This is a genomic window from Breoghania sp., assembly GCF_030066895.1.
Classification (GTDB): domain Bacteria; phylum Pseudomonadota; class Alphaproteobacteria; order Rhizobiales; family Stappiaceae; genus Breoghania.
The window spans coordinates 30,335-55,562 of the sequence record NZ_JASJAV010000017.1 but is presented as its reverse complement, the minus strand read 5'-3'; the positions used below and the strand labels follow the sequence as shown (position 1 = coordinate 55,562).

Sequence of the window (25,228 nt, the reverse complement as noted above, 5' to 3'; positions counted from 1 at the left end):
GACAATGAAAGATCCGGATACCAAGGGGACAACCGGTTCCGGCACTAGAGGGGCGAGCCTTGTCGGGCTCGCCCGCACCGGCATCCGATACTGGTCCATCTTGGGGGGATTCTTGATCATCGCCCTCGTTCTCATGACCACGGCGAGCGTCATTTCGGGCTTTGTCTTCGACAAGCCCTTTCCCGGCGACTTCGAACTCGTGGAACTGAGCGTGGCGGTAACCGCCTTTGCCTTCCTGCCCTTCTGCCAGCTCACCGGCGCGAACGTGACGGTGGACATCTTCACCGCTTGGGCCTCGCCCCGGCTGGTCGACGTCTTCAAGTTCATCTCGTCACTGATCGCAGGCGCCTTCGCGGTGCTGCTCGTCACCACCATGTATGACGGCATGGCTTACTACCGGCAGTACAACGAGGTAACGCCGATCCTCGAAGTGCCGATCTGGTCCGTCTTCCCGCCGATCCTGTTCTCGCTAGTCCTGCTGGCGATCGCGTCCGCGATCACCCTCGCGGAGGCCGTCAGGGACATCGCCCGCCCCGCCTCGTCGTCGCTCTAGTTCGACGCGCTTTCCAACTCTCAGCCCAAAGAAGGCTCTTGCAACACGATGGATAACAGTCTCTTCATCGGATTGGGCGGTCTGGGCGTCCTTCTGACGCTTATCGTCATCCGCGTTTCCATCGCCTATTCCATGATCGTCGTCGGTCTCGGCGCCGCCGCAATCCTGTCCGGTCCGCAGATCGTGCTCTACCAACTCAAGGACCTCGCTTACGCACAGTTCTCCATCTACGACGTCTCGGTCGTGCCGATGTTCGTGCTGATGGGCAATTTCGCCTCGCGGATCGGCCTGTCGCGCGATTTCTTCAACGCCGCGAATGCCTGGCTTGAACGGTTCAGAGGCGGCGTCGCCATGGCGGCGGTGGCCACGTGCGCCGGGTTCGGCGCGATCTGCGACTCCTCGTTCGCCACCGCCTCCACCATGGGACAGGCGGCGCTGCCGGAACTCAGACGCCTCAACTACGCGCCCTCGCTTGCCACCGGCACGCTGGCGGCGGGCGGCACGCTCGGCATCCTCATTCCTCCCTCGGTGGTGCTGGTCATCTACGCCATCATCGTGGAGGCGAATATCGTCACCATGTTCATGGCCTCGCTGGTGCCGGACCTACTGGCCATGGTGATGTTCATGATCGCCATCTCCATCTACTGCTGGCTCCGCCCCTCAGCCGGACCGGTGGGCGATACGCTGACGGCACAGCAGCGACGAAGTGCGACCATCGCAGTCGTCCCCGTCCTGACGATCTTCGTGCTGGTCATCGGCGGCATCTATGCCGGTGCGTTCAACCCGACGCCGGCTGCGGCCGTCGGGGCATTACTCGTCGCGCTTTACGGACTGGCGCACGGACGGATGAACGGGGCGAGCTTAATCGCCGCCATTCTCGACACCGCCAAGACCACCGGCATGATCTATCTGATCCTGCTGGGCGCGGAACTCTTGAAGATCTTCCTAGCACGCGGCGGGGTGCCCCAGGCGGCGGCTGATGCCATGCTCGCCAGCGGGCTCCATCCTTACGTCATCCTGCTGCTTCTGCTCTTCGCGCTCATCATTCTGGGCTGCCTGATGGACGGTCTGTCGATGATCCTGCTGGCCATCCCGTTCTTCTGGCCGGTGCTGACCGGACTCGATTTCGGCATGGACGAGGAGTCGCTGAAGATCTGGTTCGGGGTGATCGCGCTGGTGGTGGTGGAACTGGGACTGATCACGCCACCGGTGGGGCTCAACGTGTTCATCATCAACGCGCTGGCCCGAGATGTTCCGATGATCCAGACGTTCCGGGGTGTGTTCCCGTTCTTCCTGACGGAACTCGTGCGCGTGGCCCTCTTGATCTGCTTTCCAACGATCATCCTGTTCCTGCCGCATCTTCTGAGCTGATCGACAAGGGGCCCGCGACATCTCGCGAGCTGGCGCCTGCCCTTTGCCAAGGGCACACAGCTTCGCGAAGTTCTCAAGCGCCAATATCGAGCTTTTCCGACAGAGTAACTGCAATGGAAACAAGTGTTTTAACATCGCTATTTCATATATTGAAATTTGTACTTCACTAAAAGTTTGACAATGATTTTCCGCAACGGCACTGTTCAGAACAACAAGAGGCCTGTCGCCAAAAACCAAAGGCAGGCAACGCATACGCGGCGCTGAGGGGAAATGGCTGTTCAACACAACAACTCGGTCGCGCGCGCCTTCGCGATTCTCGACCTCTTTACCGAAACGCGTCCGCATCTGACGGCGGGTGAGGTTGCGCGGGAGTTGTCGCTCAACAACGCGACCGCCCATCGCTTTCTGCATTCACTGGCGGCGACCGGCGCGCTGGTGCCGGTTTCGCGCGGCATGTACCGATTGGGTTATCTTTTCATCGATCTGGCGCGGTGGGTGACCTCGCACAAGATGCTGGCCGATATCGTGCAGCCGGTGCTGGACCGGGTAGCGGAGACCGTCAATGAAAGCGCCATGGCCTCCGTGTTCGAGAGCGGCGTGGTGGTCTGTCTCGCCACGACCGTGCCCAAGCGCCACCTCTTCGTGGATCTGCGCCCCGGCATGCGGCTGGAGGCCCATCGCACCTCGCAGGGCAAGATCTGGCTTACCCACCTCAACGAACGCGAGTTCACGCGGGCGCTGGACGGGATGCCGCTCGTTGGGCTGACGGAGCGCACCATCACCGATCGGACAGCGCTCGAACGCGAAATCGCGACCGCGCGCGAACAGGGCTACGCCATCAATGACGGCAAGCGCGAAGAGGGCTTGCGCACCATCGCCGTTCCCGTGATCGGGCCGGACGGGCGAATGGTCACCGGCCTGTCGGTCTACGGCCCCGCCGCGCGCATCAAGAACGAGGCGCTGCAACAGGCTCATGCGGCGCTGAAGCAAGGCGCTCGGGATCTCATCGACATTCTCTACGGAACGGATATCGCGCGAACGGGCTGACGTCCCCTTTTCGTCGGCACGCGGGAGGGCCGCAATGGAACGCACTTTTGAGAGTGAGATCGAGCTTTTGCGCCTTGGCGCGGGCGACACGTTTCGCGGCGAGGGCATTCTCGCCATCACCAAGGGACTGCTGCAATCGGGCGTCTCTTATGTCGGCGGTTATCAGGGCGCGCCGGTTTCGCATCTTCTCGACGTACTGGTATCGGCCAAGGACCTCATGGGCGAGATGGAGATTCATGCGGAATCGTGTGCCAACGAGCCCTCGGCCGCGGCCATGCTGGCGGCCTCCATCAACTATCCGGTACGCGGGACGGTGACGTGGAAATCCATCGTCGGCACTAACGTCGCCTCCGATGCCCTATCGAACCTGGCTTCCACCGGCGTCACCGGCGGTGCGCTGGTCGTCATCGGCGAGGATTTCAGTGAAGGGGCGAGCGTCATTCAGGAGCGCACCTACGCCTACGCCATGAAATCGGCGCTGCTGCCGGTCGATCCCCGCCCCCCCAACCTGACCTCGATGGTCGACATGGTGGAGCATGCGTTTGCGCTCTCGGAAGCCTCGCACATGCCCGCAATGATGCAGTTGCGCATCCGCGCCTGCCATGTTCAGGGGGAATTTGCGGCACGCGACAACACGGTGCCCGACCACGGCACCAACACGAAGTTCAAGGATCCGGCGGAGTTCTTCTATCCGCGCCTCGCCCACCCTCCGGTCATCTATTCGCAGGAGGCCGACAAGGTCGCCGACCGCATTCCCGCCGCACGGACCTATATCCGCGACACGTCCTGAACGAGCGGATCGCGGGCACGAAGACCAGCCGCTTCGGCCTCGTTCTGCAAGGCGGGCTCTACAACACCGTTTTGCGCCAGCTTCGCGAGATGGGACTGGCCGACGATGACGGGCGCTCAGATATCGACATTCTCTGTCTGAACATGACCTATCCGCTGGTGCCCGACGAGATCGTCGAGTTTGCGCGCGACAAGGACCGGGTGCTCATCCTCGAGGAGGGAAACCCCGCCTACATGGAGCAGCAGGCACTGTGCTTCATCGTCGATGCCGGGCTTTCCACGCGCATCGATGGCAAGAACTATCTGCCCGAGGTGAGCGAATATACGGGCGAGGTTCTGGCTTCGGGACTCGGCCGCTATTTCACCGAAAACGGCGGTAATATCCTCGATCTGGAGACCGTGCGAGAACGCATGGAGCGGATGGAACGTGTGCGCGCAGCAGCCGGAGCACTGATGGAAGCCCCCCTGCCCCCGCGCCAGCCGATCTTCTGCACCGGCTGCCCGGAACGCCCGGTCTTCGGCGCGATCAAGCTGGCGGAGCGCGAGGTCGGCAAGGTGCATGTATCCGCCGATATCGGCTGCCACGCATTCGCAACCTTTGCGCCCTTCAACCAGGGGAATTCCATCCTCGGTTACGGCCTGTCGCTCGCCTCCATGGCGGCGGTGACGCCGATGCAGGAGCGGCGCTCGCTCGCCATCATGGGCGATGGCAGCTTCTGGCATAACGGCTTGCAGACGGGTGTCGCCTCCAATCTCTACAACAAGGGCGATGGCGTTCTGATCATCATGAACAACGGCTACACCTCGACCACCGGCCAGCAGGTGATCCCGTCGTCAAAACATTCCGAGATCTTCGGCACCGGCGCAAAGATAGCAACAAAGCTGGAGGCGCTCGGCGTCAAACGGCTCAAGACCGTGCGCACCTATTCGGTGGAGATGATGGTGAAGACCCTCAAGGAGGCTTTCACCACCACACAGAAGGGGTTGAAGGTTATCATCGCCGACGGCGAATTCATGCTGGCCCGCCAGCGGCGGGAATGGTCCGAAAAGGCCAAGGTCCTGAAGGAAGGCCGCCGGGTGGAACAGGCGAAATTCGGCGTCGATGCGGAGGTGTGCACCGGCGATCATTCCTGCATCCGGCTTTCCGGCTGCCCGAGCCTGGGCGTGCGCGCCAATCCCGATCCCTTGCGCAAGGACCCGATCGCGGAAGTGAAGCAGGACTGCATGGCCTGTGGGCTTTGCGGAGAGATGGCGCACGCGGCGGTATTGTACCCTTCCTTCTACCGGGCGGCGCGCATTCATAATGCGGGCTGGTTCGAGCGCAGGCTGCACGGGTTGCGCAGCCGTGTCATCGCGGCCATGGCGGGGGTGTGACGGATGGCGACCACTCGACTTCTGATCGCAGCGCTCGGCGGCGAAGGCGGCGGCGTGCTCACCAACTGGCTGGTTGCGGCAGCTTCCGCGCAAGGGCTGAAGGCGCAGGCGACCTCCGTGCCCAGCGTCGCCCAGCGCACGGGCGCACGACCTACTATCTCTATCTCGAAATCGCCGATGAGGCCGACAGCGCCGGCAAGCCCGTCTTCGCGCTGATGCCGGTTGCCGGCGACGGCGACGTGGTGGTCGCCAGCGAATTGCTGGAGGCCGTGCGCATGGCGGAACGCGGGTTCGTCGTGCCGGATCGCACCTTCCTGCTCGCCTCCACCCATCGCGTCCTGACCATGCACGAACGCATTGCGCGCGGCGACGAAGAGCGGGATACGGACAGCCTGATGCAGGCAGCCGAGAGCGCGAGCCGCAAACGTTTTCTGGCCGATCTCGCCGCGATTGCTCGAGCACAAGGCGCGCCGCTCAACGCGGTTTTGCTGGGAGCTATCGCGGCACTGGGACTGACGCTTATCCGCGCGGAGCATTTGCGCGACGCGATCGAGGCCGGAGGCATTGCGGTTACCCGCAATCTCTCAGGTTTCGATGCGGGCTTTGCCGCGACATGCTCTGCCGAGATCGGATCGGAGAGCGTGGAGGACACGCCCTCGCCCGTGCCTGCCCCGGCCCACGCATCGCTCGCCGCGCGCATTGATGCCCTGCCGGAGGAGGCACGCGAGGTCACGCGTATCGGCGTTGCCCGGCTCGTCGACTATCAGAATGAGGCCTATGCCGGGCGCTATCTCGAGCGTCTTGCCCTCTTTGCCGATGACGGGATCCTGGCGCGTGAAGTGGCGCGTCATCTGGCGGTGCGCATGTCGTTTGAGGACATCATCCGCGTAGCGCAACTGAAGACGCGGGCCCGTCGACTGGAGAACGTGCTTCAGGAAATCGGTATCCCGGCGGATGAACCGTTCCAGCTCGTCGATTTCTTCAAGCCGGGCATTCCGGAGCTCGCCGACATGTTGCCGCCGGGGCTCGGACACAGGCTCAATGCCCGGGCAGAAAAGAAAGGCATCCGCGAGACGGCCAATTTCGGCATGCGGGTGAGGACCAACACCATCCTCGGCTTCGCGCGTCTCAGGCCACTGGCAAAGCTCAAGGTTTGGCGGCCGCACTCCTTGCGCTTTGCCGAGGAGCAGACGGCGATCGACGCCTGGCTGGCACTGGTTTCTGATGCGCGCGGGGTATCGCGCGATTTCGCATTGCAGACGGCGGACCTCGCCCGCCTCGTCAAAGGCTACAGCGACACCTACCGGCGCGGGCAGGAAACCTACGAGCGGCTGGTTACAGAGATGGTTCGCCCGGTTCTGCACAAAGGCAGCGCGGTGGAGGCACCGGAAGCGCAGTTCAAGGGCGCAATTGAAGGGGTTCTGGCGGCGCCTGCGTGAAAGCGTGGCGGGGCGATGGGCTTGCGCCCGTCTCTCCGCCGTCATCCCCCGGCAAAGTCCGGGGAATCCATCCCCCTCAGCATATGCCGCAGCCTGCTGGATCACCCGGACTACGCCGGGTGATGACGGTGTAGGGGTGAGGGGGAAACATAAATGGAGAACCCAAGCCTTACGCATTCAGCATCTCATAGAGATCGCTCCAATCAGGGTTCATCTGTTCGATGACCCGGATCTTCATGGCGCGAGACCACTTTTTTATTCGTTTCTCGCGATGGATCGCGTCAGCCGTAAGAGGATATTCTTCATAAAAAAACAAGCCGCTTCACATCGTAGCGACTTGTGAATCCGGGCGTCAGTTCTTCCCGATGTTCAAAAAGCCGACGAGAAAGATCGGTGGTTACGCCCGTATAGAGCGTTCCCTTCTTCCGACTGGCAAGAATGTAGACAAAAGCCACTCAAAATACCGCCCCACTTAGAAATAACGCTCCTCATAATACCATACACCTCTCCACCGTCATCACCCGGCGAAGTCCGAGTGATCCAGCAATATCGACACGCACCGACACTAAAGCATCGCGACAAGTCGAAAGCGTTGGATTGCCCGGACTTCGCCGGGCAATGACGACCTTGAGAGCCGAGTGATCTTTACCACTCAACCGAAACGTATTGCGTCTCCTGAAACTCCTTCAGGCCCTCGTGCGAGCCTTCGCGGCCGATGCCGGATTGCTTGACGTCGCCGAAGGGAGCCGCCGGGTCGCTAACGAGACCGGGATTGCGCCCGACCATGCCCGCCTCCAGACGCTCGCAAAGCGCCATGCCGCGTTTCATCTCGCCGAAGAACAGGTAGGAGATGAGACCGTATTCGGTGTCGTTCGCACGGCTGATCATCTCCTCCTCATCGGAGAACCGCTGAAGCGCCGCGACGGGCCCGAAAATCTCCTCCGCGACGCAGCGGCTGTCGGGGGACACGTCGCCCAGCACCGTGGCGGGGTAGAAATAGCCCGGCCCCTCCGGCACCGCGCCGCCGCACAGGACCTTCACCCCGCGCTCGACCGCGTCGTTTACCAGCTCGATCACCTTGTTGCGGGTCGCAGCGTTGACCAGAGAGCCGACCTCGACGCCCTCCTCCAGGCCATTCCCCATCTTCATCGAGCCCATGCGCCACGTGAGCTTTTCGGCGAAGGTGTCGTAGATCTTGTCATACACGAAGAAGCGGTTGGCCGCCGTGCAGGCCTCGCCGATATTGCACATCTTGGCGAGGATCGCGCCTTCCACCGCCTTGTCGATATCCGCATCCTCGCACACGATGGAGGGGGCGTTGCCGCCAAGCTCCATCGCCGGGGTGACGATGTTGTCGGCCGCGCCTTTCAAAAGCGTGCGGCCCACTTCCGTCGAGTCGGTGAAGGAGACGACACGGACGCGGGGATCATGCAGAATGGCGTCGACGATCTTGCCCGAGGATTTCGACGGCGCGACGTTGACGACACCCGCAGGCACGCCCGCCTCTTCCAGAACCGGCATGGTCAGCGGGGTGGCAAATGCGGGTTTGACGACCACCGGGCAGCCGGCGGCCAGGGCCGAGCTGATCTTGCGGGTGCCCATGGCGGCCGGGAAATTCCACGGCGTGACCAGAACGGCGATGCCGGCGGGATTGTGCCGGACCAGAATGCGCGCCCGATGCGGGAGAGACCATCACCTCGCCGCGATTACGCACCGCCTCTTCCGCATACCAACGGAAGAATTCCGCCGCATAGGCGACCTAGCCGCGCGCATCCGACAGCGGCTTACCGTTTTCAAGCGTGATGAGGCGGGCGAAACGCTCTTGATCGGCCATGATCAGCTCCCACGCCTTACGCAGGATTTCCGCGCGCGCGGAGAGCGGGCCGCCCAGTCGGCAAAGGCGCCCCCTCGGCCGCATCGATCACCCGGATCGCATCGACCTCGGTACCGCTGGCGACCGATGCCAGCACGGCCTGGTCGGCCGGATTGAGCACATCGAAGCACTCGCCGCCCGAGCCGTCCACCCATTCGCCAGCGATATAAAGATCACGCGGAGCCGTCTTGCCGATCTGCTCGTTCATTGTCGCTCACTCCCTGACTGTTCGTTGTGCCCACGATACACGATCGAACCGGCGTTTCGAGACCTTTCATGCCTCTCAAGGCGTACAAAATCCCTGGCACCCTCATGCCACGCGCGCACCCGGTGCAACCTCACCTCTTCAACGCCGCGAGGGCGGCCCTCGTTCCGAAGTCGTGGTGCGGCCACGACACCGCGACTTCAGAGAAACGGGAAGTCGAAAAATCCGTATTTTTACCTGAAATCAAATGACAAGGTCATTTTAATCTATGATTTCTTGCGTGAAATAGTGCGTTTTCTACATCCTCAGATATATTAGACATTTTCCATTTGTTTGCTACGATTTTTACCAAAGGGGAGGAGAACTCTTGCAGGATTTCTTAGGCGCATTTTTCGATGCGTTCCGGCTTGTGGCCGCGTTTGACGACGACTTGCTGTAGGTCGTCGGGCTCTCCCTGCGTGTCAGCCTGGGCGCGGTGCTGGTTGCCGCCGTCATCGAACTACCGCTCGAAGCGCTGCTCGCCGTCTCCAAATTTCCCGGACGCGACGTGCTCGTCATCCTGCTCAATTCGTTGATGGGCCCGCCGCCGATCGTGGTCGGCCTCGGCGTCTATCTGCTCCAGTCGAATGCGGGACCGCTCGGCGTTCTGCAGCTTCTCTACACCCCCGCCGCGATGGTCTTCGCGCAGGCGATCCTGGTCACGCCGATCATCGCCGCCCTCATCCGGCAGACAGTGGAGGACATGCGTGGGGAATATGCGGAATATCTCACCATGCTCGGCACAGGGCCGTTCGAGACGATCATCATGCTGCTGATCGATGCCCGTTACAGCCTGCTGACCGCCCTTCTTGCAGGCTTCGGCCGCGCGATTGCCGAGGTCGGTGCCGTCATCATCGTCGGCGGCAACATCAATCACGTCACCCGCGTCATGACCACGACCATCGCGTTGGAGACCTCCAAGGGCAATCTGGCTCTGGCCATGGGGCTCGGCATGGTGCTCATCGCCATCGCCGTTTCGATCAACGCCGCCCTCATGGGTTTGCGCTCGACAGCAACGAGCACCGCCTATGGCTGAGGGGATCGTCATGTTCGACCGACCGCGTGCCCATCGCGACGGCCTGCCCGAGGCCCGGATCGACGCATCGCTGCGCAAGCTCCTGCCCGATCTAGATGCCCCCGAAGATGCTGTTCTGCCGCTCGTTGCGCGCGATCTTGTTTTCGCCTGAGGCGGGCGCACGCTCGTCGATGGCATCGACTTCACACTGGAGGGCGATGGCATCACACTGGTGATGGGGCCGAACGGCGCGCGCAAGAGCCTTTTCCTGCGCCTTCTGGCCGGGCTCGTTGCGCCCGATGCCGGGACGGTGACATGGAACGGCCGGGCGCCGGACCGGGAACGCGCGACACGGATCGGGTTCGTCTTTCAAAAGCCGGTGCTGTTGAGACGGTCGGTGCTCGGCAACACGCTGCATGCGCTACGCGGCGCCGGGATCAAGCGGAGCGAGCGCAAGGCGCGCGCCTGATCCAGCTTGCCGACGCCTCATGTCGGGCGGAGAACAGCAGCGACCGGCGCTTGCGCGCGCGCTGGCCCTCTGCACCCCCGTCTGCTCATTTTGGACGAGCCGACCTCCAATCTCGATCCGGCCTCCGCCGCCCATATCGAAACGCTGGTTCAGGAATACGCCCACGCCGGAACACGGATCCTGTTCGTCGGTCACGACATGGGGCAGGCCCGCCGGCTTGCCGACGATTTGGTGTTCATGCATTGCGGCCGCATCGTCGCGCACGAGCCCGCCGTCCCCTTTTTCGACAACCCGAGGAATCCCTTGGCCGCACGCTTTCTCGCGGGCGAGCTTCTGGTTGAAGGCTTTCAGGAATTGAATCGGGAGGAGGATAGAACCCCATGAAACGACGTTATTTTCTGGCCGCACTCGGCGCGGCTCTGGGTCTGGTGGGCACGGCACTTCACGGCCCCGCTCAAGCCGCGGATCAATTCATCATCGTCCAGTCGACGACCTCGACGCAGAACTCCGGACTGCTCGATTACATTCTGCCAAAATTTACCTAGAAGAACGGGATCGAGGTTCGCGTCGTGGCGGTGTGCACCGGACAGGCCATCAAGAACGCCGCCAATGGCGACGGCGACGTTCTGCTCGTCCACGCCAAACCGGCGGAAGAAAAGTTCGTTGCCGACGGTGACGGGGTGAAGCGCTACGACCTGATGTACAACGATTTCGTCATCGTCGGGCCCGAGGCCGATCCTGCCAAGGTGGCCGGATCGCACAACGTCGTGGACGCCATGAAGAAGATCGCCTCTCGCGGCGACGATTCCGGCACCCACAAGAAGGAAAAGGCGCTGTGGAAGGAGGCCGGGATCGATCCGATCTCGGCCAGCGACGGCTGGTATCGCGAAACAGGGTCCGGCATGGGGGGCGACACTGAACGCCGCCGTCGGCATGAACGCCTACGCCCTCACGGACCGCACGACCTGGATTTTCTTCAAGAACAAGGGCAGTTTCGAAATCGCGGTGGAAGGCGACGACAAGCTGTTCAACCAGTATGGCATCATTCTGGTGAACCCGAAAAAGCATGAAAACGTGAAGGCGGAAGCCGGACAGGCCTTCATCGATTGGCTTCTCTCAAAAGAAGGCCAGGAGCTGATCGCCTTCTACAAGGTCGCCGGCCAGCAGCTCTTCTTTCCCAATGCGAAGGCAAGCGCGCAATAGACACTTTCTGGACCGTGCGAACGATCAAGGCCGCCGGGTAGAATACCGGCGGCCTTTTGCATTTCTCGTCCCCCTTCCCGCTTCTTGGAAGTCTCGCGGGGGACTTCCGATTCGGTGATCTGAGCCTCTCACAGCGCTGCGGACCGGGATGATGTAACAAGATACCGTGAAAAAACGTCCTCAAGAAACAAATATAACAAAAATCTGCGAATTTCGATATATTTGTATTGACCGAGTGACTTTCCTGACGTTCGATAATTGAAATTAGAAATATCGGGAAACAATGAGTGCCGGGGTATTTCTACCGATGATCTTGGAAGGGGCCTATGAAAGCCTTCATCCTCATGGTGGCCGTCAGCATTCTGGCCGTGACGCAAGTCAAGGCGCATGACGGCACTCATCTGCATTTCGCAAGCGGGCATCATTCGCCGTTCTCGACTGACCAGCACACCGGTTTCAACGACATCATCCTGACCGAAGCGCTTCGGCACGCAGGTATCGTGGTTCATCTGCGCCGGGTCCCGACGGCGCGCGCCGAGCAGCTTGCAAATGCCGGGACAGAGGACGGATGCGGTCCCCGTATCGCGCAGTATGTCCCCGTATCGCGCAGTATTCGGAGATATATCCGGATCTGCTGCCGATCCGCGAACCGGCGATCGTCTTCGAATTCGTGGCATTCACCCGTGACGGGGACATCCGGATCCACGACTGGGAAGAGCTCGGCGACTATTCCGTCGGCCACCTTACCGGCTCAGTCATCCTCACGAGAAACGCCCAGCAATATGCGGGGTCGGTCACGGTGGTAAAAAACGTGAACCAGCTTTTCCGGCTTCTCGATCTCGAGCTCGGTCGCATTGACGTGGTGCTCATCGAGCGCTGGACAGGGCTCTATATGCTCAAGACCCTTGGCTGCAAGGGAATCCACATGCAGCAGCCGGCGCTGGAACGCCAACCGCTGTATTTCTCCGTCAATCGCCAGCATGCCACCCTCGTTCCCCGTATCGAGGCGGCATTGCGCGAGATGAAGAGCGACGGAACATATGACCGCACGATGGTCCGCATCCTGAATCCTCTGCCGGTCGGATTCTGAACCGTCATCTTTTCACCCGAAAGCGCTGAGAACATTTACGTCGATCGAGACACGACGCCATCGATTCGGTGACGCATGTCCGCTTGTCGGGGCAGGCGAACATGGAAGCGGACGACAGGACCGTTCGAATCGAAACAACGAAGGCCACAAGAGCGATGCAAGGAACACGCCCGATACTGTCATGTCGGTAACAACCATGAAAACGGGCGGTTGACCGGACGACGGCACATATCGGGGATTTATCGTGCCGTGGCTGATACTGCAAGATGCTGTAAGAAACCGGAGACCGAGAGGTCGAAGGCGGTGGGGCTGCGGTTTCGGGCAACGGATCTCCCGAGGTGAGCTCATATTTCCAAGCGTGAACAACTGGACGCAAATATGGACCGGACTTCGCGATATTACCTCTGCCTTTCGGCCGAGCAGAACCGACCGATTGCACGTCAAGACACGGATTGTCATGTCCTCGCCTGATATTTCCATCATCGGCTACGCGGCCCGCCTTCCGTCCGCGCCCACGATCCTGATTATTGGTCTCTGCTGGACGAGGGCCGCAACGCAATCACGCAGATTTCTCCCGAACGCTGGTCTCTGGAGCGTTTCGGCCATCCGCGAACGGGCACGCCCGACCACTCGATCACCTGGACCGCCGGGCAGATCGATCGCCCGTTGGATTTCGATCCGGACTTTTTCAGGATTTCTCCGCGCGAAGCTCTGCAGATCGATCCGCAACAGCGTCTGCTGCTTGAGGTAACCTGGGAAGCGCTGGAACAGGGCGCCATCCGGCTCAGCGAACTGGCGGGCAGCCGGACAAGCGTGTTCGTCGGCGCCTCCGCGCTTGATTACAGTCACCGTTTCCTGCTCGATCCGGCCTCAGCCGACGTGCGGTTCATGACCGGCAACACCCTGTCGATCATCTCCAACCGGATTTCCTACATCTACGACCTGCACGGCCCGAGCTTCACGATCGACACGGCGGTCGTGGCAGGCGTGAACCTGCTGTTCAGCCCCTTCACCTTCATCGGTTTTTCGCGCACCTCCATGCTCTCACCGCATGGAATGCGCCGCGCGTTCGATGCCGACGGCGACGGGTACGTTCGATCGGACGGTGCAGCCGTCATCGTGCTGCGCACGGCTTCGGCGGCGCGCAACGCGGGCAACCGCGAACATGCCCGCCTTGTTGCGACCAGGGTCAATTCCGACGGACGCACCGTCGGCATGTCCCTGCCCTCCTCCGAATCGCAGGCAGATCTGCTTGAGGCCGTCTACCGCGATTTCGAACTCGATCCGAACGATCTTGCCTTCATCTAGGCACACGGCACGGGAACCCGCGTCGGCGACTCGGCGGAGGCCTTCGCGCTCGGCAACAAGCTTGGCAAACGCCGCACCTCGCCGTTGCCCATCGGATCGGTCAAGACCAATATCGGCCATCTGGAACCGGCGTCCGGGCTTGCCGGGCTGATCAAGTCGATCCTGGCGCTGGAGCACAACCGCTTCCCCGCCTCCCTGCACTTCGATACACCGAACCAGGATATTCCCTTCGATGACCTGAACATCAAGGTTGCGGGCAAGGCGGTGGATCTCGTCAGGGGGCGCTCGAGCAGGCTTGCCGGCATCAATTCCTTCGGCTTCGGCGGTACCAATGCCCATGCGGTCATCGCCGATGCCCCGCGCGTTTGCGCGCCTTTGGAAGCGCCCAAGGACGGCCCGCTCGTCATTTCCGCGCGCAGCGAAGTCGCGCTCAAGGAACTGGCGGGGCGCTAAGGCGATCATCTGGAGACGCTCTCCCCTGAGGACCATCCGGCCATTGCCACGGCCGCCGCGCATGGTCGCGACGGGCTCGAGCATCGTCTAGTTGTTCTCGAAGAAAAGCCGGAGGCCCGCATCGCAGCGCTTCGGGCATTCGCCAAGGGCCATACGGATATCGATCCCGCCACGCTCGTCACGGGTTCGGGGGATGAGGGTAGCGCACCCGTCGTCTTTGCCTATTCAGGCAACGGCGCTCAGTGGGCGGGCATGGGCGTGGAAGCCTATCAGGGCAACGCGGTCTTCCGTGCAACCTTCGACAAGCTCGACCGCAAGTTCATGAGCCTGTCGGGCTGATCGCTCGTAACCATGCTCTATTCGAGCAAGCTGGAAAGCGAGATCGAGCGCACCGAGATCGCCCAGCCGCTGCTGCTCGCCGCGCAGATCGCATTGACCGAAGCGCTTGCCGCAGAGGGTGTCGTTCCCGATGCCGTTCTCGATCATTCCGTCGGCGAAGTGGCGGCTGTATGAGCGGCATGAATGATCGATCTAGATCAGGCCGCGCGCATCATCCATGCCCGCTCCACTCATCAGGAGATGGTTCGCCATCTGGGCAGCATGGCCACCCTGCTGTTGTCTGCCGAGGATGTTCGCGCCGCCCTTGCGGAGGCCGGGTTCACCGACATCGAGATCGCCGCGATCAACAGCCCGCGTTCGGTCACCATTTCCGGGCCTGTCGAAAATCTCGATGCGTTCGGCAAATTCGCCCGCAAGAAACGCCTGGCGATGCGCCGTCTGGCGCTCGACTATCCCTTCCATTGCCATCTGGTCGATCCGATCCGCGAACCGCTCATGGCAAGCCTTGAGGGAGTGCACTCCCAGGCGCCGAAATGCCGGTTCGTCTCCACGGTTCATCCCGAGTTGGATGAATGGTATCTGGACGCCGAATATTGGTGGGATAACGTGCGCCAACCGGTGCAATTTGCCGATGCGCTCGCCCATCTGATCGATGACGGGTACCGGGTCGTCCTGGAAATCGGGCCCATGCCGCTTCTGGGCGCCTATGCCCGCGATGTTCTGCGTGAGGCCGGTCAGATGGCGATCGTCATTCCCAGCCTCGAAAAGCCGCACAAATCCAAGAAGACGGACGCCGCCAGGACGGCGCAGTCGGAACGCGCAGACAAGGCAATCGGCCCCGTCCCGGCGCCACCGGCCGACCCGATTGCGCCGATTGCCGCGCGCACGCTCGCCCATGGCGGCAAGGTCGATCTGGATCGTTTCGTCGGACCTGCCCCGGCACGTCCGCTGCCGCAATACCCGTGGCAGAACAAGCCGTTCTGCACCGACACGACGACCGAGGGCATTCATTCCTTCTCAGGCCGGCACTGGCCGCTGCTGGGCTTCCGGCTGAGGTCGGAGGCGAGCGAGTGGTACTCGGTCCTTGATGCGGACGCCCTTCCCTACCTCGCCGATCACAAGGTCGAGGAAACGATCGTCTTCCCCGCGGCGGGCTATGTGGAAATGGCCCTCAGAGCTGCACGCCTCTGGTTTGAAACGGAGGCGGTGGAGCTTCGCGACCTCGATATCCTGCGGCCGCTCGTATTCGAAGAAGGGCGCAGCCAGCAGGTGCGGGTGCGGATCTCGCCCGATGACCGGGTGATCGAAATCGAAAGCCGCGCACGGCTGGAAGATGCCGAATGGTCACTTCATGCCAGGGGCACGATGGCCCGTCCACCGAAGACCGGCGGCGCACCGCGCCTCGATGAGGCCGCAGCCGAGAGGACAGCCTCTATGAGCTGACGCGACGCTTCGGTCTTGAATACGGTCCCACCTTCCGGCGCGCCGATCACGTCGACATCGCCGATAAACGCCACGCCGTCACGTATCTGACGCCCAGCGCCGACACGGAAAGCAATTTCACGCTCGATCCGACGCTGCTCGATGCCGGATTCCACGGCCTGTTTGCCCTGCTTGAGGAAAGCGGCCAGAAGCCCGGCACCGTCAGCTTCCTGCCCGTCCGCATCGGCCGCTTGCGGTTGACGGATGTAGGAGAGCCGGTCAAGGTGCGTATCCACGTGACTAAGGCGCCTCCGCGTTCCGTCGAGACGACGTTCGAGTTCCTCGATCGCGACGATGCCCTTGTGGCCCGATTGACGGGTACGCGCTTCCGGGCGGTGCCCCTGGGGCGGGCCGACCGTCCCGACGATCTCGTCTATCGAACCGAGAGCGTGCCGTTGCCACTCACCGATGCGCCGTCGGCAGCGCTGACGGCCGTGCCTCATCTGCGCGACATCGCAAATCCGGAAACGATCGCGGAGGAAAGCGAACTGGAGGAGACGCTCCTGCTCGTGGAAGCGCTGGTCCGCGCGATCGCGCTGGAAAGCCTGCGGGGCTTCGCTGATGCCGACGGGACCATCTCTCCGACGAGACTTGTTGCCGCCGGACGTTTGGCCGAAAACGCCCTGCCGCTCGCCATGCGGCTGCTGCAGGGACTGGCCGATGCGGAACTGGCGAGCGCACCGGGCGAGGATGCGACGGCAGAGACCGGAACGGCCCCACGCGACTGGCATCTGGCTGCACCCGACGACCATCCGGCCGCGGCAGATCTGCTGCGCACCATCGCACTCGAGGCGCCCGACCATATTGCCGAAATCGTACTGCTTGCGCGGCTCCACACGGATCTTGCGATGCATCTCGGCAATGGGCTCCCGGAATCGGCCGACGCCACCTTCGCCGCCCCACTGATGGAGCACCTCCTCACCGCTTCGCCCTCCCATGCTCCGTTGAGCGATGCAGTCCATACCGCGGTCGAACGACTGGCAGTGAGCTGGCCTGCGCGTGAGCCGATGCGGGTTCTGCTGATCGGCGCATTGGACGCCACCTTGGCGGAACGCCTTGCACGGCTTCTGGACAGCTTCGTCGGCGCGACGCTTGTCATCACCGACCCCGATGACGCCATTCTTTCGCGTGCGGCGCGGCGCTGGTCGGGCAAGGGACACGTCTCCACCATCCGTTGTCGGACATTCTCGATGCACAGGACCTGGAGCACCGCTTCGATGCGGTGGTGAGTGCCGAACGCCTCAACCTGTTGCGGGAAAGCGAATTGGCGGAGCTTTCCGCCCGCTTTGCACCCGGCGCCGTTCTGGTTGCCGCGGAACCCGCCCCCTCGCTCGTGCTCGACATGATTTTCGGCATTGGCGAGGAGTGGTGGTCGCAGACCGCCTCCCCCGTTTTCCCCATCTCACGCCTGCGCCTTCTCGACGAGTGGCGCGAGACGTTGAAGAGCATCGGCTTTGCCAAGACTGACGGCGCGGCTCTTTCGAGCGGCGACACGGATGCGTTCCTGCTGCTCGCCCAGACCCGCAGTGCGCCCACGCAGACGCAGGACGCGAGGACTACCGCCGATCCGGACAAGACGACGGCCAAGACGGTTCTCATCGTCCATGACAGCGAAGATCCGTCCCACGACATCGCCTGCGCCCTTGCCGGCACGATGGAACGCACGGGCCACACTGTTTCGCTGATCGCCGACAGCGCCGAGGTGCCGCAGACGCTTGCGGAAATAGCGAATGCCGACACCGAGGTCGTCCATCTGGCAGGCGCCTTTTCGCGCTCGGCCTGCGACAATTCCCGTGTGCGTGCTCGGATGGACGGGTTCGTCGATCTCTTGAAGGCCCTGCACGGGCGCGAGACGGGCTTGTGGATCGTTTCACCCGACGCGATGCAATCCGTGACCGGTCACAGACAGCATGACCCTGCTCAGGCCGCCATCTGAACCTTCGGCCGTGTCGCTCTCAACGAATTTCCCGACATGTCGCTGCGGCTGGTCGATATTTCCGCCATTCTGGCGCCGGGAGAATTCGCCGTCAGGCTCGCCGACGAGATCCTTCATCCCGGCGACGAACGCGAGATCGTGCGCGATATGGACCATCGCGCCGGGCTTCGGCTGCTCCACGGGGGCCCGCTCAACGACGACGGCACCATCAAGCCAGGGTCAGATTTAGCCGCCCGGCTCGATATTCCCCGCCAGGGCGCACTCGATGAACTGGTGTGGCAGACGGTGTAACGCACAGCGCCGCAGGGCGACGAGGTGGAAATCTCGGTGCAGGCCAGCGGCCTCAATTTCCGCGATGTGATGTGGGCACTGGGACTGCTGCCGGAAGAGGAGCTGGAAGACGGCTTCGCAGGCCCCACGCTCGGCATGGAATGCGCGGGCGAGATCACGCGCGTAGGACAGGCGATTACCCGCTTCAGGCCCGGCGACCGCGTCATCACCTTCGCATCCGTCTGTTTTACCAGCCATGTTTGCGTCGCGGAAACGGCACTTGCGCCGATGCCGCAGACGGTGACCTTCGAAGAAGCGGCCACAATCCCCGTCACCTTCCTCACCGCCTATTACGCGCTGATCGAACTGGCGCGACTCAGCGAGGGCGAGACGGTTCTCATTCACGGCGGCGCGGGCGGCGTCGGCCTGGCGGCATTGCAGCTTGCCAAATGGCGCGGGGCGACCGTCATCGCAACAGCCGGCACGCCGGAGAAGCGCAACTTCCTGACGCTCATGGGCGCCGATCACGTCTTCGATTCCAGATCGCTCGATTTCGCCGAGGAGATCATGGAACTCACTGGCGACGAAGGCGTCGACGTGGTTCTGAACTCGCTCTTCGGAGAGGCGATGGAACGCTCCGTGGAGATTCTGAAGCCCTTCGGCCGGTTCCTGGAACTCGGAAAACGCGACTATTACGGCAATACCCGCCTTGGACTGCGCCCCTTCCGTCAGAACCTTTCCTATTTCGGCATCGATGCCGACCAGCTTCTGACCCGTCAGCCGGAGCTTGCAAAGTGGCTGTTTGCCGATCTCGTCGGGCTCTTCGATGCCGGTTCGGTAGTGGAAGCCTTCCGCGTAATGCAGCAGTCCAGCCATATCGGCAAGATCGTCCTGAGCCCGCCGGCTACACCGGAGCCCCGCGCCCTGCCGGTGCCGATCGATTTCTCCGGAGAGCGGGCGCAAGTCATCGTCGACGGCTTCGGAAGCGCGCTTCTCGACTGGCTGGCCGATCACGGAGTGAGCCATCTCGCCGTCATCGGACGATCTGGAGCGGCACGCGAAGAGGCGCAGCAGACGATTGCGCGGCTTGAGGCGCGCGGCGTCACCGTCAAGGTGATTGCCTGCGATGCCACGGATCGCGAGGCCCTGTCCCGCGCACTCGGCGACATCCGCGCGGACCTGCCGCCGATTTCCGGCGTCTTCCACACCGCGATGATGCTGCACGATACGCTGATCGCCAATCTCGATCATGACGGCATCGCCCGCGTGATCGCGCCGAAGGTCGCGGCAGCGGATCATCTGGACGCCCTGACCTCGGACGATCAGATGGAGATTTTTGTCGTGTTCTCCTCCGCGACAACACTTGTCGGCAATCCCGACCAGACGAACTACGTTGCCGCCAACGGCTATCTGGAAGCGCTTGCGCGGCGGCGCAGAGCCCAGGGCAAAACCGTGCTTGCGGTTGCCTGGGGCGCGATTTCGGATGCCGGTTATCTGGCGCGCAACACCGAGGTCAACGAATTTCTGTCGCGCAAGCTCGGCCGACACGCCCTGAGCGCGGCAGACGCTCTGGCGGAGCTTGAACGCCTTCTCTCACTCAGCAAAGAGGACCCGGGCGGACGTCAACCTCGCCGCCCTTGCCTATGCGCGCATCGATTAGGCGCAGGCCCAGCGCGATCTGGCGCTTTTGTCCACTCCGCTCGTTTCCCTGCTCGGCCATGGCTCGGGCGGCGAAGGAATGGAGGAAGGGTCGATCGATCTCGCGGCCATGCTCGACGGGCTCGACACGAATGCCGCGATGGCGACGGTCGGTCGCCTGTTGTCGGGCGAAATCGGTCGTATCCTGCGCATCGCACCGGAGAAGATCGTTCCACATAAGCCGCTCTCGGATATCGGCATGGATTCGCGGATGGCACTGGAGCTGCGCATGGCGGCGAAACGTCAGCTCGGCGTCGATATTCCGTTGATGTCGCTGGCCAATGGCGCAACCCTCAACGACCTGTCGATGCGGATCGCGCGGCGGGTGCGCGGTGAGGACACGTCTCTTACCGGTGACGCACAATCGCTCGCCAGTCACCATCTGGGCGATACGAGCGAAATGGACGGCGAGGTCGACCTGGAAGGGCTGGCCACGCGGATGGAGGAATCGAGCCGGAACGTCGGCAAGCTCCTGAGTTAGGGGCCGGCGCACCATTTCACGATGACGAGGACGCAGTCGGGAGGGCGCGCCCCAATCCAAACGGACCGGACCGGTCGGGCATGATGGACCGCCCGACCGTCCAGCAAGGACGACAGCATGAGTGCCAAGCGCGGGATAGGCGGGCTTTCAGGCGGCGAACGAGACAAGCTGATGCAATCGCTGAGCACCGAGCGCAAGAACGCCAAGGACACGCGCGTTGCGGTGCCGAAACGGCCGCAGACAGCTCCCTCCTTCGATTTCTCCACCCTGCCTGACGTCAAGCAATTGAAAATGCAGCGGGCGGCAGCCGACATGATCGACATCGCGAACCCGTTCTTTCGCCCGCACGACGCCACCGCAGGTGCGCATACCGAGATCGACGGGCGGAAGTTCGATAATTTCGCCTCCTACAACTATCTCGGCCTCAGCGGCACCCCGACGTGAACGAGGCCGCCAAGGCCGCGATCGAGAAATACGGCACGTCCGTATCGGCAAGCCGCGTGGTGGCCGGTGAACGGCCGATTCACCGCGAACTGGAAGCCACTCTGGCGCGTTTCTACGGGGTCGAGGATGCGATGACCTACGTTTCGGGTCACGCCACACTAACGTCTCGACCATCGGACATCTGCTGGGGGCAGAAGATCTGATCCTCACGAACATTCTGATCCACAACTCGATTGCCGAAGGCGCGCGGCTGGCGGGGGCCAAGCGGCTCAATTTCCCGCACGGCGACCTGGATACGCTGGAACGGCAGCTTGTCTCCAACCGCCACATGCACGGCCGCGTGCTGATTGCAGTGGAAGGGCTCTATTCGATGGATCGGGATTTCCCCGATCTCAAGCACCTGATCGCCCTCAAGAACCGCTACGACGCCTGATTGCTGGTCGACGAGGCGCATTCGATGGGCGTTCTTGGGGCCCATGGCCGAGGGATTGTGGAAGAGTTCGGTGTCGATCCGACTTCGGTCGAGATCTGGATGGGCACACTGTCGAAGACATTGGCTTCTTGGACCTCTTGCGGCGGCTACATCGCCGGTTCCAGCGCCTTGTGCGAGTATCTCAAGGCGACATCGCCCGGCTTCGTCTATTCGGTCGGCACGCCGCCGCCGCTGGCCGCTGCCGCCCTGACCTGCCTCTCCATTCTGGAACGCGAGCCGGAGCGCGTCACGCGGCTCAAGACCAACAGGCATCGCTTCCTGAAAGCCGCGGCCGAGGTCGGGCTCGATACGGGGCCGTCGGCCGGATATTCGGTCATTCCCGTCATCGTCGGCGACAGCGTGCAGGCGGCGATGCTCGCCAATGCGATTCTTGAGGACGGTATCAACGCCCTGCCGATCATCTTCCCCGCCGTGGCAGAGAACGCCGCGCAGTTGCGCTTCTTCATGACCAGCGAAACACACGCAAGAACAGATCGAGCACGCCGTTGCCTGCACCGCCTCCCGCCTCGCCCAGATCCAAGCCGGAGGCTCCGGCCTGAAGGCACTGCTCGAAGGCTCGCGCTGAGCACTACGACGTTCAGGCGATATAGCGCTCGTGACCCATCCTTCGAGACGGCTCTTCGAGCCTTCTTAAGATGACGCTATCGGGTGGTCAATTTCGAAGAAACGAGCAACCTCCACACCGTCATCCTGAGGAAGCGCGTTAGCGCAGTCTCGAAAGATGGGGCCTTGATCCGGCGTCCCCGCCCCTCTTAAGAAACTGATTCAACGCGCTGGAGGGGCACTATGCCCGCAAATAACGCGAAATAGCTCCATATTCTCCGATCACAGATCGCTGCGAGGATCACGCGCCACATCCGCAGACATCGGGGCGTAGCAAAGATCCGAGGCCCAGGCGGGCAGGAATTTCGAAAGCCGGATCCCCAGCGCCAGGGGTAATGGAAACGCGCGGAACGGTTTTCCCTTCTCCGCCGCCTGCTTGATGATCTGCGCCGCCTTGGCCGCCGAGATCTCGAACGGCTTGGCGCCCATATACCGGGCGGACATAGGAGATGTCACAAAGCCCGGACAGATGACCGTCACGCCGACACGGTCGCGCCTCAGCCAGCCCCCCAAGGACTCGCCATAGGCAATCAACGCAGCCTTCGTGGCGGAATAGGACGGCATGTCGGGGAACCCGCGCATGCCCGCCAGCGACGACATCAAGACGATGCGCCCCGCCCTGCGCGCCCGCATGCGCTCCACCAGCGCGGAGACCGTGTGAACAGCTCCCTTGTAGTTTACCTCCGCCAGCCACTCTGCATCCTCATCCGTCTCCCGGCTACGCCCCGCTCCAAGCCCGCAGGTCACGCCCGCATTGGAGATCAGGAGATCGACCGGATGGTCAGTATCGTGGGCCTGAAGAAAGGCGTGGAGCCCTGCCCTGTCCCGCACGTCGATGCCCGCCAAGGCCACCGTTGCGCCTGCCGCCTCGCATTCGCGCGCCAACGGTTCAAGGCGCTGCGCGTCGCGGGCAATGAGAGCAAGCGACACCCCCGGCCCCGCAAAGGCACGGGCAAGCTCGCTACCGATGCCACCGCTCGCCCCGGTGATCACAATGCTTCGAAAATTCGTCATAACCCCTCGTCCATCCCGCGCGTCTGCCGCGTCACTTGAGAAACTGATTCAAGCCACCATTGAGGGAATGATTCTACGCGCGCTCAGAATGTGATTCAACCAATGGTGAAAATGATTCCGATTTTTTCGTTAAATACTTGTATTTATTTCATTTTCTTCGTTTTCAAGAAACTGATTCAAGACAAGTGAGCTATGGGCCCTCAAAGAGGGGCGTCTTGTTCTCTGGCACGGGCGAGCCCCGCGGCGGCGGATCGACGAAGGCGCCGTGTTTGTTCAGCCAGTTTTCCAGGATCCAAGCGCTCATGGTGGCGACGGCCTCATCAAACCCGGCGCGGTTATGGATCGTTCCGCGCGCCTGAACGGATCCTGCAAGCGCCGTCACGAAAGCCTCTACCAGAGCAGGATCCGGCGGCGTCGGGTTTGTCCAGAACACATCGAGCGATTGCCGATTCGTTATGCCGACCACGTCGAATATGGCCGGGCACAGTGTCTTGACGGGGAAGCCCGCCCGTAACACCTCGAGGCCGGCGGAACTGTTCACCGTCACCATGCCGGAGGCTCCGTCCAGCAATTCGTTCAGCCCGCCGCCGTCGGCAAAGTCCACACGGGTCTCGATCCCGGCGGCGCGGGCAAGGCGCGGCACGACCCGCGTCCAGTGCTCGAACCCGACATCGAGCGGATGAGCCTTGATCACCAGTCGAGCGTCTTGCGGAGCATGAGAGGCGAAGGACTGCAGGACGCTCTCAAGAGCCGGAACCATTCCTCCAAAAGGGGAATGGATCGCGAAGCTGGAAATCTCCTTCCAACTGCATGGGAAACACGAACCACGGCGCCCTGCCCGCCTTGAGCCTCGCGGCGAGAGCCCTCCCCTCCCGCGCACGACGGCCCTCCCACAAGAGCCTCCACCCTGGCGCAATATTCGATCACGGGGTGGTAGATCGTATGACGCCGGTAGTGGGGATAGAGGAACCACAACACCACATTGGCAAGGTTGTAGGTGACATCCGGGGCTGCCACGAGCCAGAAGCTGTTTGCAAATTTCGGCGTGAGAACGACAGGGCCGACGGCAGCAGCAATGGCGCGGATGGCATAGAGATCATCAGGAAAATGTGAGCCGGTGGATGTCCCGTCGCGCTCGATCGTCATCCAGTCGGGACGGAGATATCCCAGCTCTGTCGCAATAACGTGGATGCCGCGCGCACGGGTTAGCTCTCCGGCCATCCGGTGATAGATGCGGCGATCGCCGTGGAGGATCAGATCGGCCACGCCCTCACGCGCCATCAGAGCATCGATGAAGGCGGGCCAGGAGTGCACCGTGCCGCGATAGTCCACAGCGCCTCCCCTGCGCCAGTGGAGGCGGTCGCCGATGCACAGGTTGACCCGCAGAACCCGATGATCGGCGGCAGCGAACCTGTCTGCGATACGCGAGAAGAGCGGAGACAGCGGACCTTGCAGAAACAGAAATGTCCGGCATCCGCCCATTGCGCCGCCTGCCCTTGTCATGTGGATCATCGTTGCAGCGTAGCCTCGTCGATCAGACGCTTCCAGCCGGATGAACCGTGCTGCTGCCCTCAGGCTCCTTCAGCCCGTTCTGCCGGATCTGGCGACCGAGATCGTCGGCGGGCTGGAGGCCACGGCGCATCGCCTGTTCAAGTCTCGGGGGTTCCGGCACGAAAGCGCCGGGTTCGTTGACGCATCCTTTGGCGATCCGCTCCGCAGCCGCCCGGGCGCCCGCATTGCGGCCTTCGTGCGAATAGAAGTTACCGCGCACCTGGATCGTATTGGCCATCACCGCAACGAGGACATGGCACAGCTCCTTGTCGGGTTCTCAGCCTTCGTCCAGAAATCGTCGAGCGGGCCCTGAAAGGTCAGCCCCGGTATATCGTAGACCGCGACGCCCGGCGTCTTGACCGGGCAACCGTGCTTCAGCACATGCATGCCGACGGTCGAGTTGATCAGTACCGTTCCAAGCGTGTGGGTAAGCTGCTCATACAGATTACCCGCACGAACGAAATGAACCCGGTCGGGCACCTTGTAGCGCCGTGCCAATCGCTGGATGCGCGATTTCCAGTACATCAGAACGTTGTTGAGCGGATGCTGCTTGAACAGCAGCACCGTGTCTTTCGAGGCGTGGGACGCAAACGACTTGATCGCAAGCTTGACCGCGTCAGCCTGTCTGGGAAACGGCGCATTGGCCCGTAACTGGTAATCCGCATCGATCTGAAGCGGAAAAATAATAC

Annotated in this window: 31 protein-coding genes and 5 pseudogenes; 26 read left to right on the top strand and 10 right to left on the bottom strand. The window is 62.3% G+C overall.

From position 1 onward, the window contains the following. Positions 1-4 precede the first annotated feature (4 nt). From QNJ43_RS16850 to QNJ43_RS16820, 7 genes are all read left to right on the top strand, one after another. Complete coding sequence (locus QNJ43_RS16850) at positions 5-553, top strand: TRAP transporter small permease (protein ID WP_300471745.1); 549 nt, start codon at positions 5-7, stop codon at positions 551-553. Between the two features lie 48 nt (positions 554-601). Then, on the top strand, positions 602-1,924 hold the full coding sequence (locus QNJ43_RS16845) for a TRAP transporter large permease (RefSeq protein WP_300471744.1): 1,323 nt from the start codon (positions 602-604) through the stop codon (positions 1,922-1,924). Positions 1,925-2,194: 270 nt separating this feature from the next. Then, complete coding sequence (locus QNJ43_RS16840) at positions 2,195-2,971, top strand: IclR family transcriptional regulator (protein ID WP_300471743.1); 777 nt, start codon at positions 2,195-2,197, stop codon at positions 2,969-2,971. A 34-nt stretch (positions 2,972-3,005) separates the two neighbouring features. Beyond that, positions 3,006-3,761: a hypothetical protein gene (locus QNJ43_RS16835; RefSeq protein WP_300471742.1), complete on the top strand. Its 756-nt coding sequence runs from the start codon at positions 3,006-3,008 to the stop codon at positions 3,759-3,761. A 71-nt stretch (positions 3,762-3,832) separates the two neighbouring features. Continuing rightward, on the top strand, positions 3,833-5,134 hold the full coding sequence (locus QNJ43_RS16830; protein WP_300471741.1) for a thiamine pyrophosphate-dependent enzyme: 1,302 nt from the start codon (positions 3,833-3,835) through the stop codon (positions 5,132-5,134). A 3-nt stretch (positions 5,135-5,137) separates the two neighbouring features. After that, positions 5,138-5,350, top strand: coding sequence for a hypothetical protein (locus tag QNJ43_RS16825; protein WP_300471914.1), 213 nt, complete (start codon positions 5,138-5,140; stop codon positions 5,348-5,350). After that, positions 5,305-6,573: an indolepyruvate oxidoreductase subunit beta family protein gene (locus tag QNJ43_RS16820; RefSeq protein ID WP_300471898.1), complete on the top strand. Its 1,269-nt coding sequence runs from the start codon at positions 5,305-5,307 to the stop codon at positions 6,571-6,573. Before QNJ43_RS16825 ends, QNJ43_RS16820 begins: the two co-directional genes overlap by 46 nt. Positions 6,574-6,742: 169 nt before the next feature. On the opposite strand, the pseudogene QNJ43_RS16815 reads toward QNJ43_RS16820, so the two are convergent. The 4 genes and pseudogenes from QNJ43_RS16815 to QNJ43_RS16800 form a co-directional block, all read right to left on the bottom strand. Beyond that, positions 6,743-7,028 (bottom strand): annotated as a pseudogene (locus QNJ43_RS16815) (GIY-YIG nuclease family protein). Between the two features lie 190 nt (positions 7,029-7,218). Further along, positions 7,219-8,205: an aldehyde dehydrogenase family protein gene (locus tag QNJ43_RS16810; protein WP_300471897.1), complete on the bottom strand. Its 987-nt coding sequence runs from the start codon at positions 8,203-8,205 to the stop codon at positions 7,219-7,221. A gap of 127 nt (positions 8,206-8,332) precedes the next feature. Next, positions 8,333-8,407 (bottom strand): hypothetical protein, encoded by a 75-nt coding sequence (locus QNJ43_RS16805; RefSeq protein ID WP_300471896.1) that lies wholly within the window; start codon positions 8,405-8,407, stop codon positions 8,333-8,335. Between the two features lie 16 nt (positions 8,408-8,423). After that, the gene (locus QNJ43_RS16800; protein WP_300471913.1) at positions 8,424-8,654 is read right to left on the bottom strand and encodes a hypothetical protein; all 231 of its coding nucleotides are present in this window, start codon (positions 8,652-8,654) and stop codon (positions 8,424-8,426) included. Between the two features lie 364 nt (positions 8,655-9,018). Here QNJ43_RS16800 and QNJ43_RS16795 point away from each other — a divergent pair. The 5 genes and pseudogenes from QNJ43_RS16795 to QNJ43_RS16775 all read left to right on the top strand — a co-directional run bounded on the left by QNJ43_RS16795 (position 9,019) and on the right by QNJ43_RS16775 (position 11,377). After that, positions 9,019-9,726: pseudogene (locus QNJ43_RS16795) on the top strand (ABC transporter permease). Continuing rightward, the gene (locus QNJ43_RS16790; RefSeq protein WP_300471740.1) at positions 9,719-9,877 is read left to right on the top strand and encodes a hypothetical protein; all 159 of its coding nucleotides are present in this window, start codon (positions 9,719-9,721) and stop codon (positions 9,875-9,877) included. The pseudogene QNJ43_RS16795 and the gene QNJ43_RS16790 overlap by 8 nt, the downstream one beginning before the upstream one ends. 24 nt (positions 9,878-9,901) lie before the next feature. Then, positions 9,902-10,174, top strand: a complete 273-nt coding sequence (locus tag QNJ43_RS16785; protein WP_300471895.1) for an ATP-binding cassette domain-containing protein — start codon at positions 9,902-9,904, stop codon at positions 10,172-10,174. 90 nt (positions 10,175-10,264) lie between these two features. After that, positions 10,265-10,558 (top strand): hypothetical protein, encoded by a 294-nt coding sequence (locus QNJ43_RS16780; RefSeq protein ID WP_300471739.1) that lies wholly within the window; start codon positions 10,265-10,267, stop codon positions 10,556-10,558. Beyond that, positions 10,555-11,377, top strand: a pseudogene (locus tag QNJ43_RS16775) (substrate-binding domain-containing protein). Before QNJ43_RS16780 ends, QNJ43_RS16775 begins: the two are co-directional and overlap by 4 nt. A gap of 128 nt (positions 11,378-11,505) precedes the next feature. Here the strand turns inward: QNJ43_RS16775 and QNJ43_RS16770 are convergent. Further along, a complete protein-coding gene (locus QNJ43_RS16770) occupies positions 11,506-11,886 on the bottom strand; it encodes a hypothetical protein (protein ID WP_300471738.1) in 381 nt (126 codons plus the stop codon). Between the two features lie 59 nt (positions 11,887-11,945). Here QNJ43_RS16770 and QNJ43_RS16765 point away from each other — a divergent pair, with 59 nt between their 5' ends. The 14 genes and pseudogenes from QNJ43_RS16765 to QNJ43_RS16700 all read left to right on the top strand — a co-directional run bounded on the left by QNJ43_RS16765 (position 11,946) and on the right by QNJ43_RS16700 (position 22,010). Further along, positions 11,946-12,467 (top strand): transporter substrate-binding domain-containing protein, encoded by a 522-nt coding sequence (locus QNJ43_RS16765; RefSeq protein ID WP_300471737.1) that lies wholly within the window; start codon positions 11,946-11,948, stop codon positions 12,465-12,467. Positions 12,468-13,001: 534 nt separating this feature from the next. Further along, a complete protein-coding gene (locus QNJ43_RS16760; protein WP_346433029.1) occupies positions 13,002-13,775 on the top strand; it encodes a polyketide synthase in 774 nt (257 codons plus the stop codon). A gap of 60 nt (positions 13,776-13,835) precedes the next feature. Continuing rightward, a pseudogene (locus QNJ43_RS16755) lies at positions 13,836-13,922 on the top strand (hypothetical protein); the annotation flags it as partial. A 117-nt stretch (positions 13,923-14,039) separates the two neighbouring features. After that, positions 14,040-14,228, top strand: a complete 189-nt coding sequence (locus QNJ43_RS16750; protein ID WP_300471893.1) for a ketoacyl-synthetase C-terminal extension domain-containing protein — start codon at positions 14,040-14,042, stop codon at positions 14,226-14,228. A 252-nt stretch (positions 14,229-14,480) separates the two neighbouring features. Then, positions 14,481-15,299 (top strand): annotated as a pseudogene (locus QNJ43_RS16745) (acyltransferase domain-containing protein); the annotation flags it as partial. A gap of 6 nt (positions 15,300-15,305) precedes the next feature. Further along, positions 15,306-16,010, top strand: a complete 705-nt coding sequence (locus QNJ43_RS16740) for a polyketide synthase dehydratase domain-containing protein (protein WP_300471892.1) — start codon at positions 15,306-15,308, stop codon at positions 16,008-16,010. Next, positions 16,007-17,278, top strand: coding sequence for a polyketide synthase dehydratase domain-containing protein (locus QNJ43_RS16735; RefSeq protein WP_300471891.1), 1,272 nt, complete (start codon positions 16,007-16,009; stop codon positions 17,276-17,278). The genes QNJ43_RS16740 and QNJ43_RS16735 overlap by 4 nt, the downstream gene beginning before the upstream one ends. Continuing rightward, positions 17,275-17,985: a hypothetical protein gene (locus tag QNJ43_RS16730; protein ID WP_300471736.1), complete on the top strand. Its 711-nt coding sequence runs from the start codon at positions 17,275-17,277 to the stop codon at positions 17,983-17,985. The genes QNJ43_RS16735 and QNJ43_RS16730 overlap by 4 nt, the downstream gene beginning before the upstream one ends. A 36-nt stretch (positions 17,986-18,021) precedes the next feature. After that, positions 18,022-18,276 carry a hypothetical protein gene (locus QNJ43_RS16725; RefSeq protein ID WP_300471735.1) on the top strand — a complete coding sequence of 85 codons (255 nt, stop codon included), beginning with the start codon at positions 18,022-18,024 and terminating at the stop codon, positions 18,274-18,276. A 36-nt stretch (positions 18,277-18,312) separates the two neighbouring features. After that, complete coding sequence (locus tag QNJ43_RS16720; RefSeq protein WP_300471734.1) at positions 18,313-20,133, top strand: SDR family NAD(P)-dependent oxidoreductase; 1,821 nt, start codon at positions 18,313-18,315, stop codon at positions 20,131-20,133. Beyond that, positions 20,024-20,434, top strand: coding sequence for an acyl carrier protein (locus QNJ43_RS16715; protein WP_346433021.1), 411 nt, complete (start codon positions 20,024-20,026; stop codon positions 20,432-20,434). The genes QNJ43_RS16720 and QNJ43_RS16715 overlap by 110 nt, the downstream gene beginning before the upstream one ends. 117 nt (positions 20,435-20,551) lie before the next feature. After that, positions 20,552-20,878, top strand: coding sequence for a hypothetical protein (locus tag QNJ43_RS16710; protein ID WP_300471732.1), 327 nt, complete (start codon positions 20,552-20,554; stop codon positions 20,876-20,878). Continuing rightward, the gene (locus QNJ43_RS16705) at positions 20,875-21,081 is read left to right on the top strand and encodes a hypothetical protein (protein WP_300471731.1); all 207 of its coding nucleotides are present in this window, start codon (positions 20,875-20,877) and stop codon (positions 21,079-21,081) included. Before QNJ43_RS16710 ends, QNJ43_RS16705 begins: the two co-directional genes overlap by 4 nt. A gap of 230 nt (positions 21,082-21,311) precedes the next feature. After that, positions 21,312-22,010, top strand: a complete 699-nt coding sequence (locus QNJ43_RS16700; RefSeq protein ID WP_346433020.1) for an aminotransferase class I/II-fold pyridoxal phosphate-dependent enzyme — start codon at positions 21,312-21,314, stop codon at positions 22,008-22,010. A gap of 186 nt (positions 22,011-22,196) precedes the next feature. Here QNJ43_RS16700 and QNJ43_RS16695 read toward each other — a convergent pair whose 3' ends face one another. From QNJ43_RS16695 to QNJ43_RS16675, 5 genes are all read right to left on the bottom strand, one after another. Next, on the bottom strand, positions 22,197-22,967 hold the full coding sequence (locus tag QNJ43_RS16695; RefSeq protein WP_300471730.1) for an SDR family NAD(P)-dependent oxidoreductase: 771 nt from the start codon (positions 22,965-22,967) through the stop codon (positions 22,197-22,199). A 211-nt stretch (positions 22,968-23,178) separates the two neighbouring features. Continuing rightward, complete coding sequence (locus tag QNJ43_RS16690) at positions 23,179-23,748, bottom strand: hypothetical protein (protein ID WP_300471729.1); 570 nt, start codon at positions 23,746-23,748, stop codon at positions 23,179-23,181. Further along, positions 23,679-24,500, bottom strand: coding sequence for a hypothetical protein (locus QNJ43_RS16685; protein WP_300471728.1), 822 nt, complete (start codon positions 24,498-24,500; stop codon positions 23,679-23,681). Before QNJ43_RS16685 ends, QNJ43_RS16690 begins: the two co-directional genes overlap by 70 nt. Before the next feature lie 22 nt (positions 24,501-24,522). After that, positions 24,523-24,777, bottom strand: coding sequence for a hypothetical protein (locus QNJ43_RS16680; protein ID WP_300471727.1), 255 nt, complete (start codon positions 24,775-24,777; stop codon positions 24,523-24,525). After that, a complete protein-coding gene (locus QNJ43_RS16675) occupies positions 24,777-25,223 on the bottom strand; it encodes a hypothetical protein (protein WP_300471890.1) in 447 nt (148 codons plus the stop codon). The genes QNJ43_RS16680 and QNJ43_RS16675 overlap by 1 nt, the downstream gene beginning before the upstream one ends. Positions 25,224-25,228 lie beyond the last annotated feature (5 nt).

Bases quoted from the DNA above. Each gene is read 5' to 3' on its own strand.
- QNJ43_RS16770 (WP_300471738.1), bottom strand. From the start codon at position 11,886: ATGAACCACGATACCTGCGTGCCGAAGCGCTTCGGTCAGGATGATGTC.
- QNJ43_RS16845 (WP_300471744.1), top strand. From the start codon at position 602: ATGGATAACAGTCTCTTCATCGGATTGGGCGGTCTGGGCGTCCTTCTG.
- QNJ43_RS16685 (WP_300471728.1), bottom strand. From the start codon at position 24,500: ATGATCCACATGACAAGGGCAGGCGGCGCAATGGGCGGATGCCGGACA.
- QNJ43_RS16800 (WP_300471913.1), bottom strand. From the start codon at position 8,654: ATGAACGAGCAGATCGGCAAGACGGCTCCGCGTGATCTTTATATCGCT.
- QNJ43_RS16715 (WP_346433021.1), top strand. From the start codon at position 20,024: ATGCTCGACGGGCTCGACACGAATGCCGCGATGGCGACGGTCGGTCGC.
- QNJ43_RS16840 (WP_300471743.1), top strand. From the start codon at position 2,195: ATGGCTGTTCAACACAACAACTCGGTCGCGCGCGCCTTCGCGATTCTC.
- QNJ43_RS16850 (WP_300471745.1), top strand. From the start codon at position 5: ATGAAAGATCCGGATACCAAGGGGACAACCGGTTCCGGCACTAGAGGG.
- QNJ43_RS16710 (WP_300471732.1), top strand. From the start codon at position 20,552: ATGAGTGCCAAGCGCGGGATAGGCGGGCTTTCAGGCGGCGAACGAGAC.
- QNJ43_RS16690 (WP_300471729.1), bottom strand. From the start codon at position 23,748: ATGGTTCCGGCTCTTGAGAGCGTCCTGCAGTCCTTCGCCTCTCATGCT.
- QNJ43_RS16790 (WP_300471740.1), top strand. From the start codon at position 9,719: ATGGCTGAGGGGATCGTCATGTTCGACCGACCGCGTGCCCATCGCGAC.
- QNJ43_RS16835 (WP_300471742.1), top strand. From the start codon at position 3,006: ATGGAACGCACTTTTGAGAGTGAGATCGAGCTTTTGCGCCTTGGCGCG.
- QNJ43_RS16765 (WP_300471737.1), top strand. From the start codon at position 11,946: ATGCGGTCCCCGTATCGCGCAGTATGTCCCCGTATCGCGCAGTATTCG.
- QNJ43_RS16825 (WP_300471914.1), top strand. From the start codon at position 5,138: ATGGCGACCACTCGACTTCTGATCGCAGCGCTCGGCGGCGAAGGCGGC.
- QNJ43_RS16680 (WP_300471727.1), bottom strand. From the start codon at position 24,777: ATGGCCAATACGATCCAGGTGCGCGGTAACTTCTATTCGCACGAAGGC.
- QNJ43_RS16740 (WP_300471892.1), top strand. From the start codon at position 15,306: ATGGCGATCGTCATTCCCAGCCTCGAAAAGCCGCACAAATCCAAGAAG.
- QNJ43_RS16725 (WP_300471735.1), top strand. From the start codon at position 18,022: ATGTCGCTGCGGCTGGTCGATATTTCCGCCATTCTGGCGCCGGGAGAA.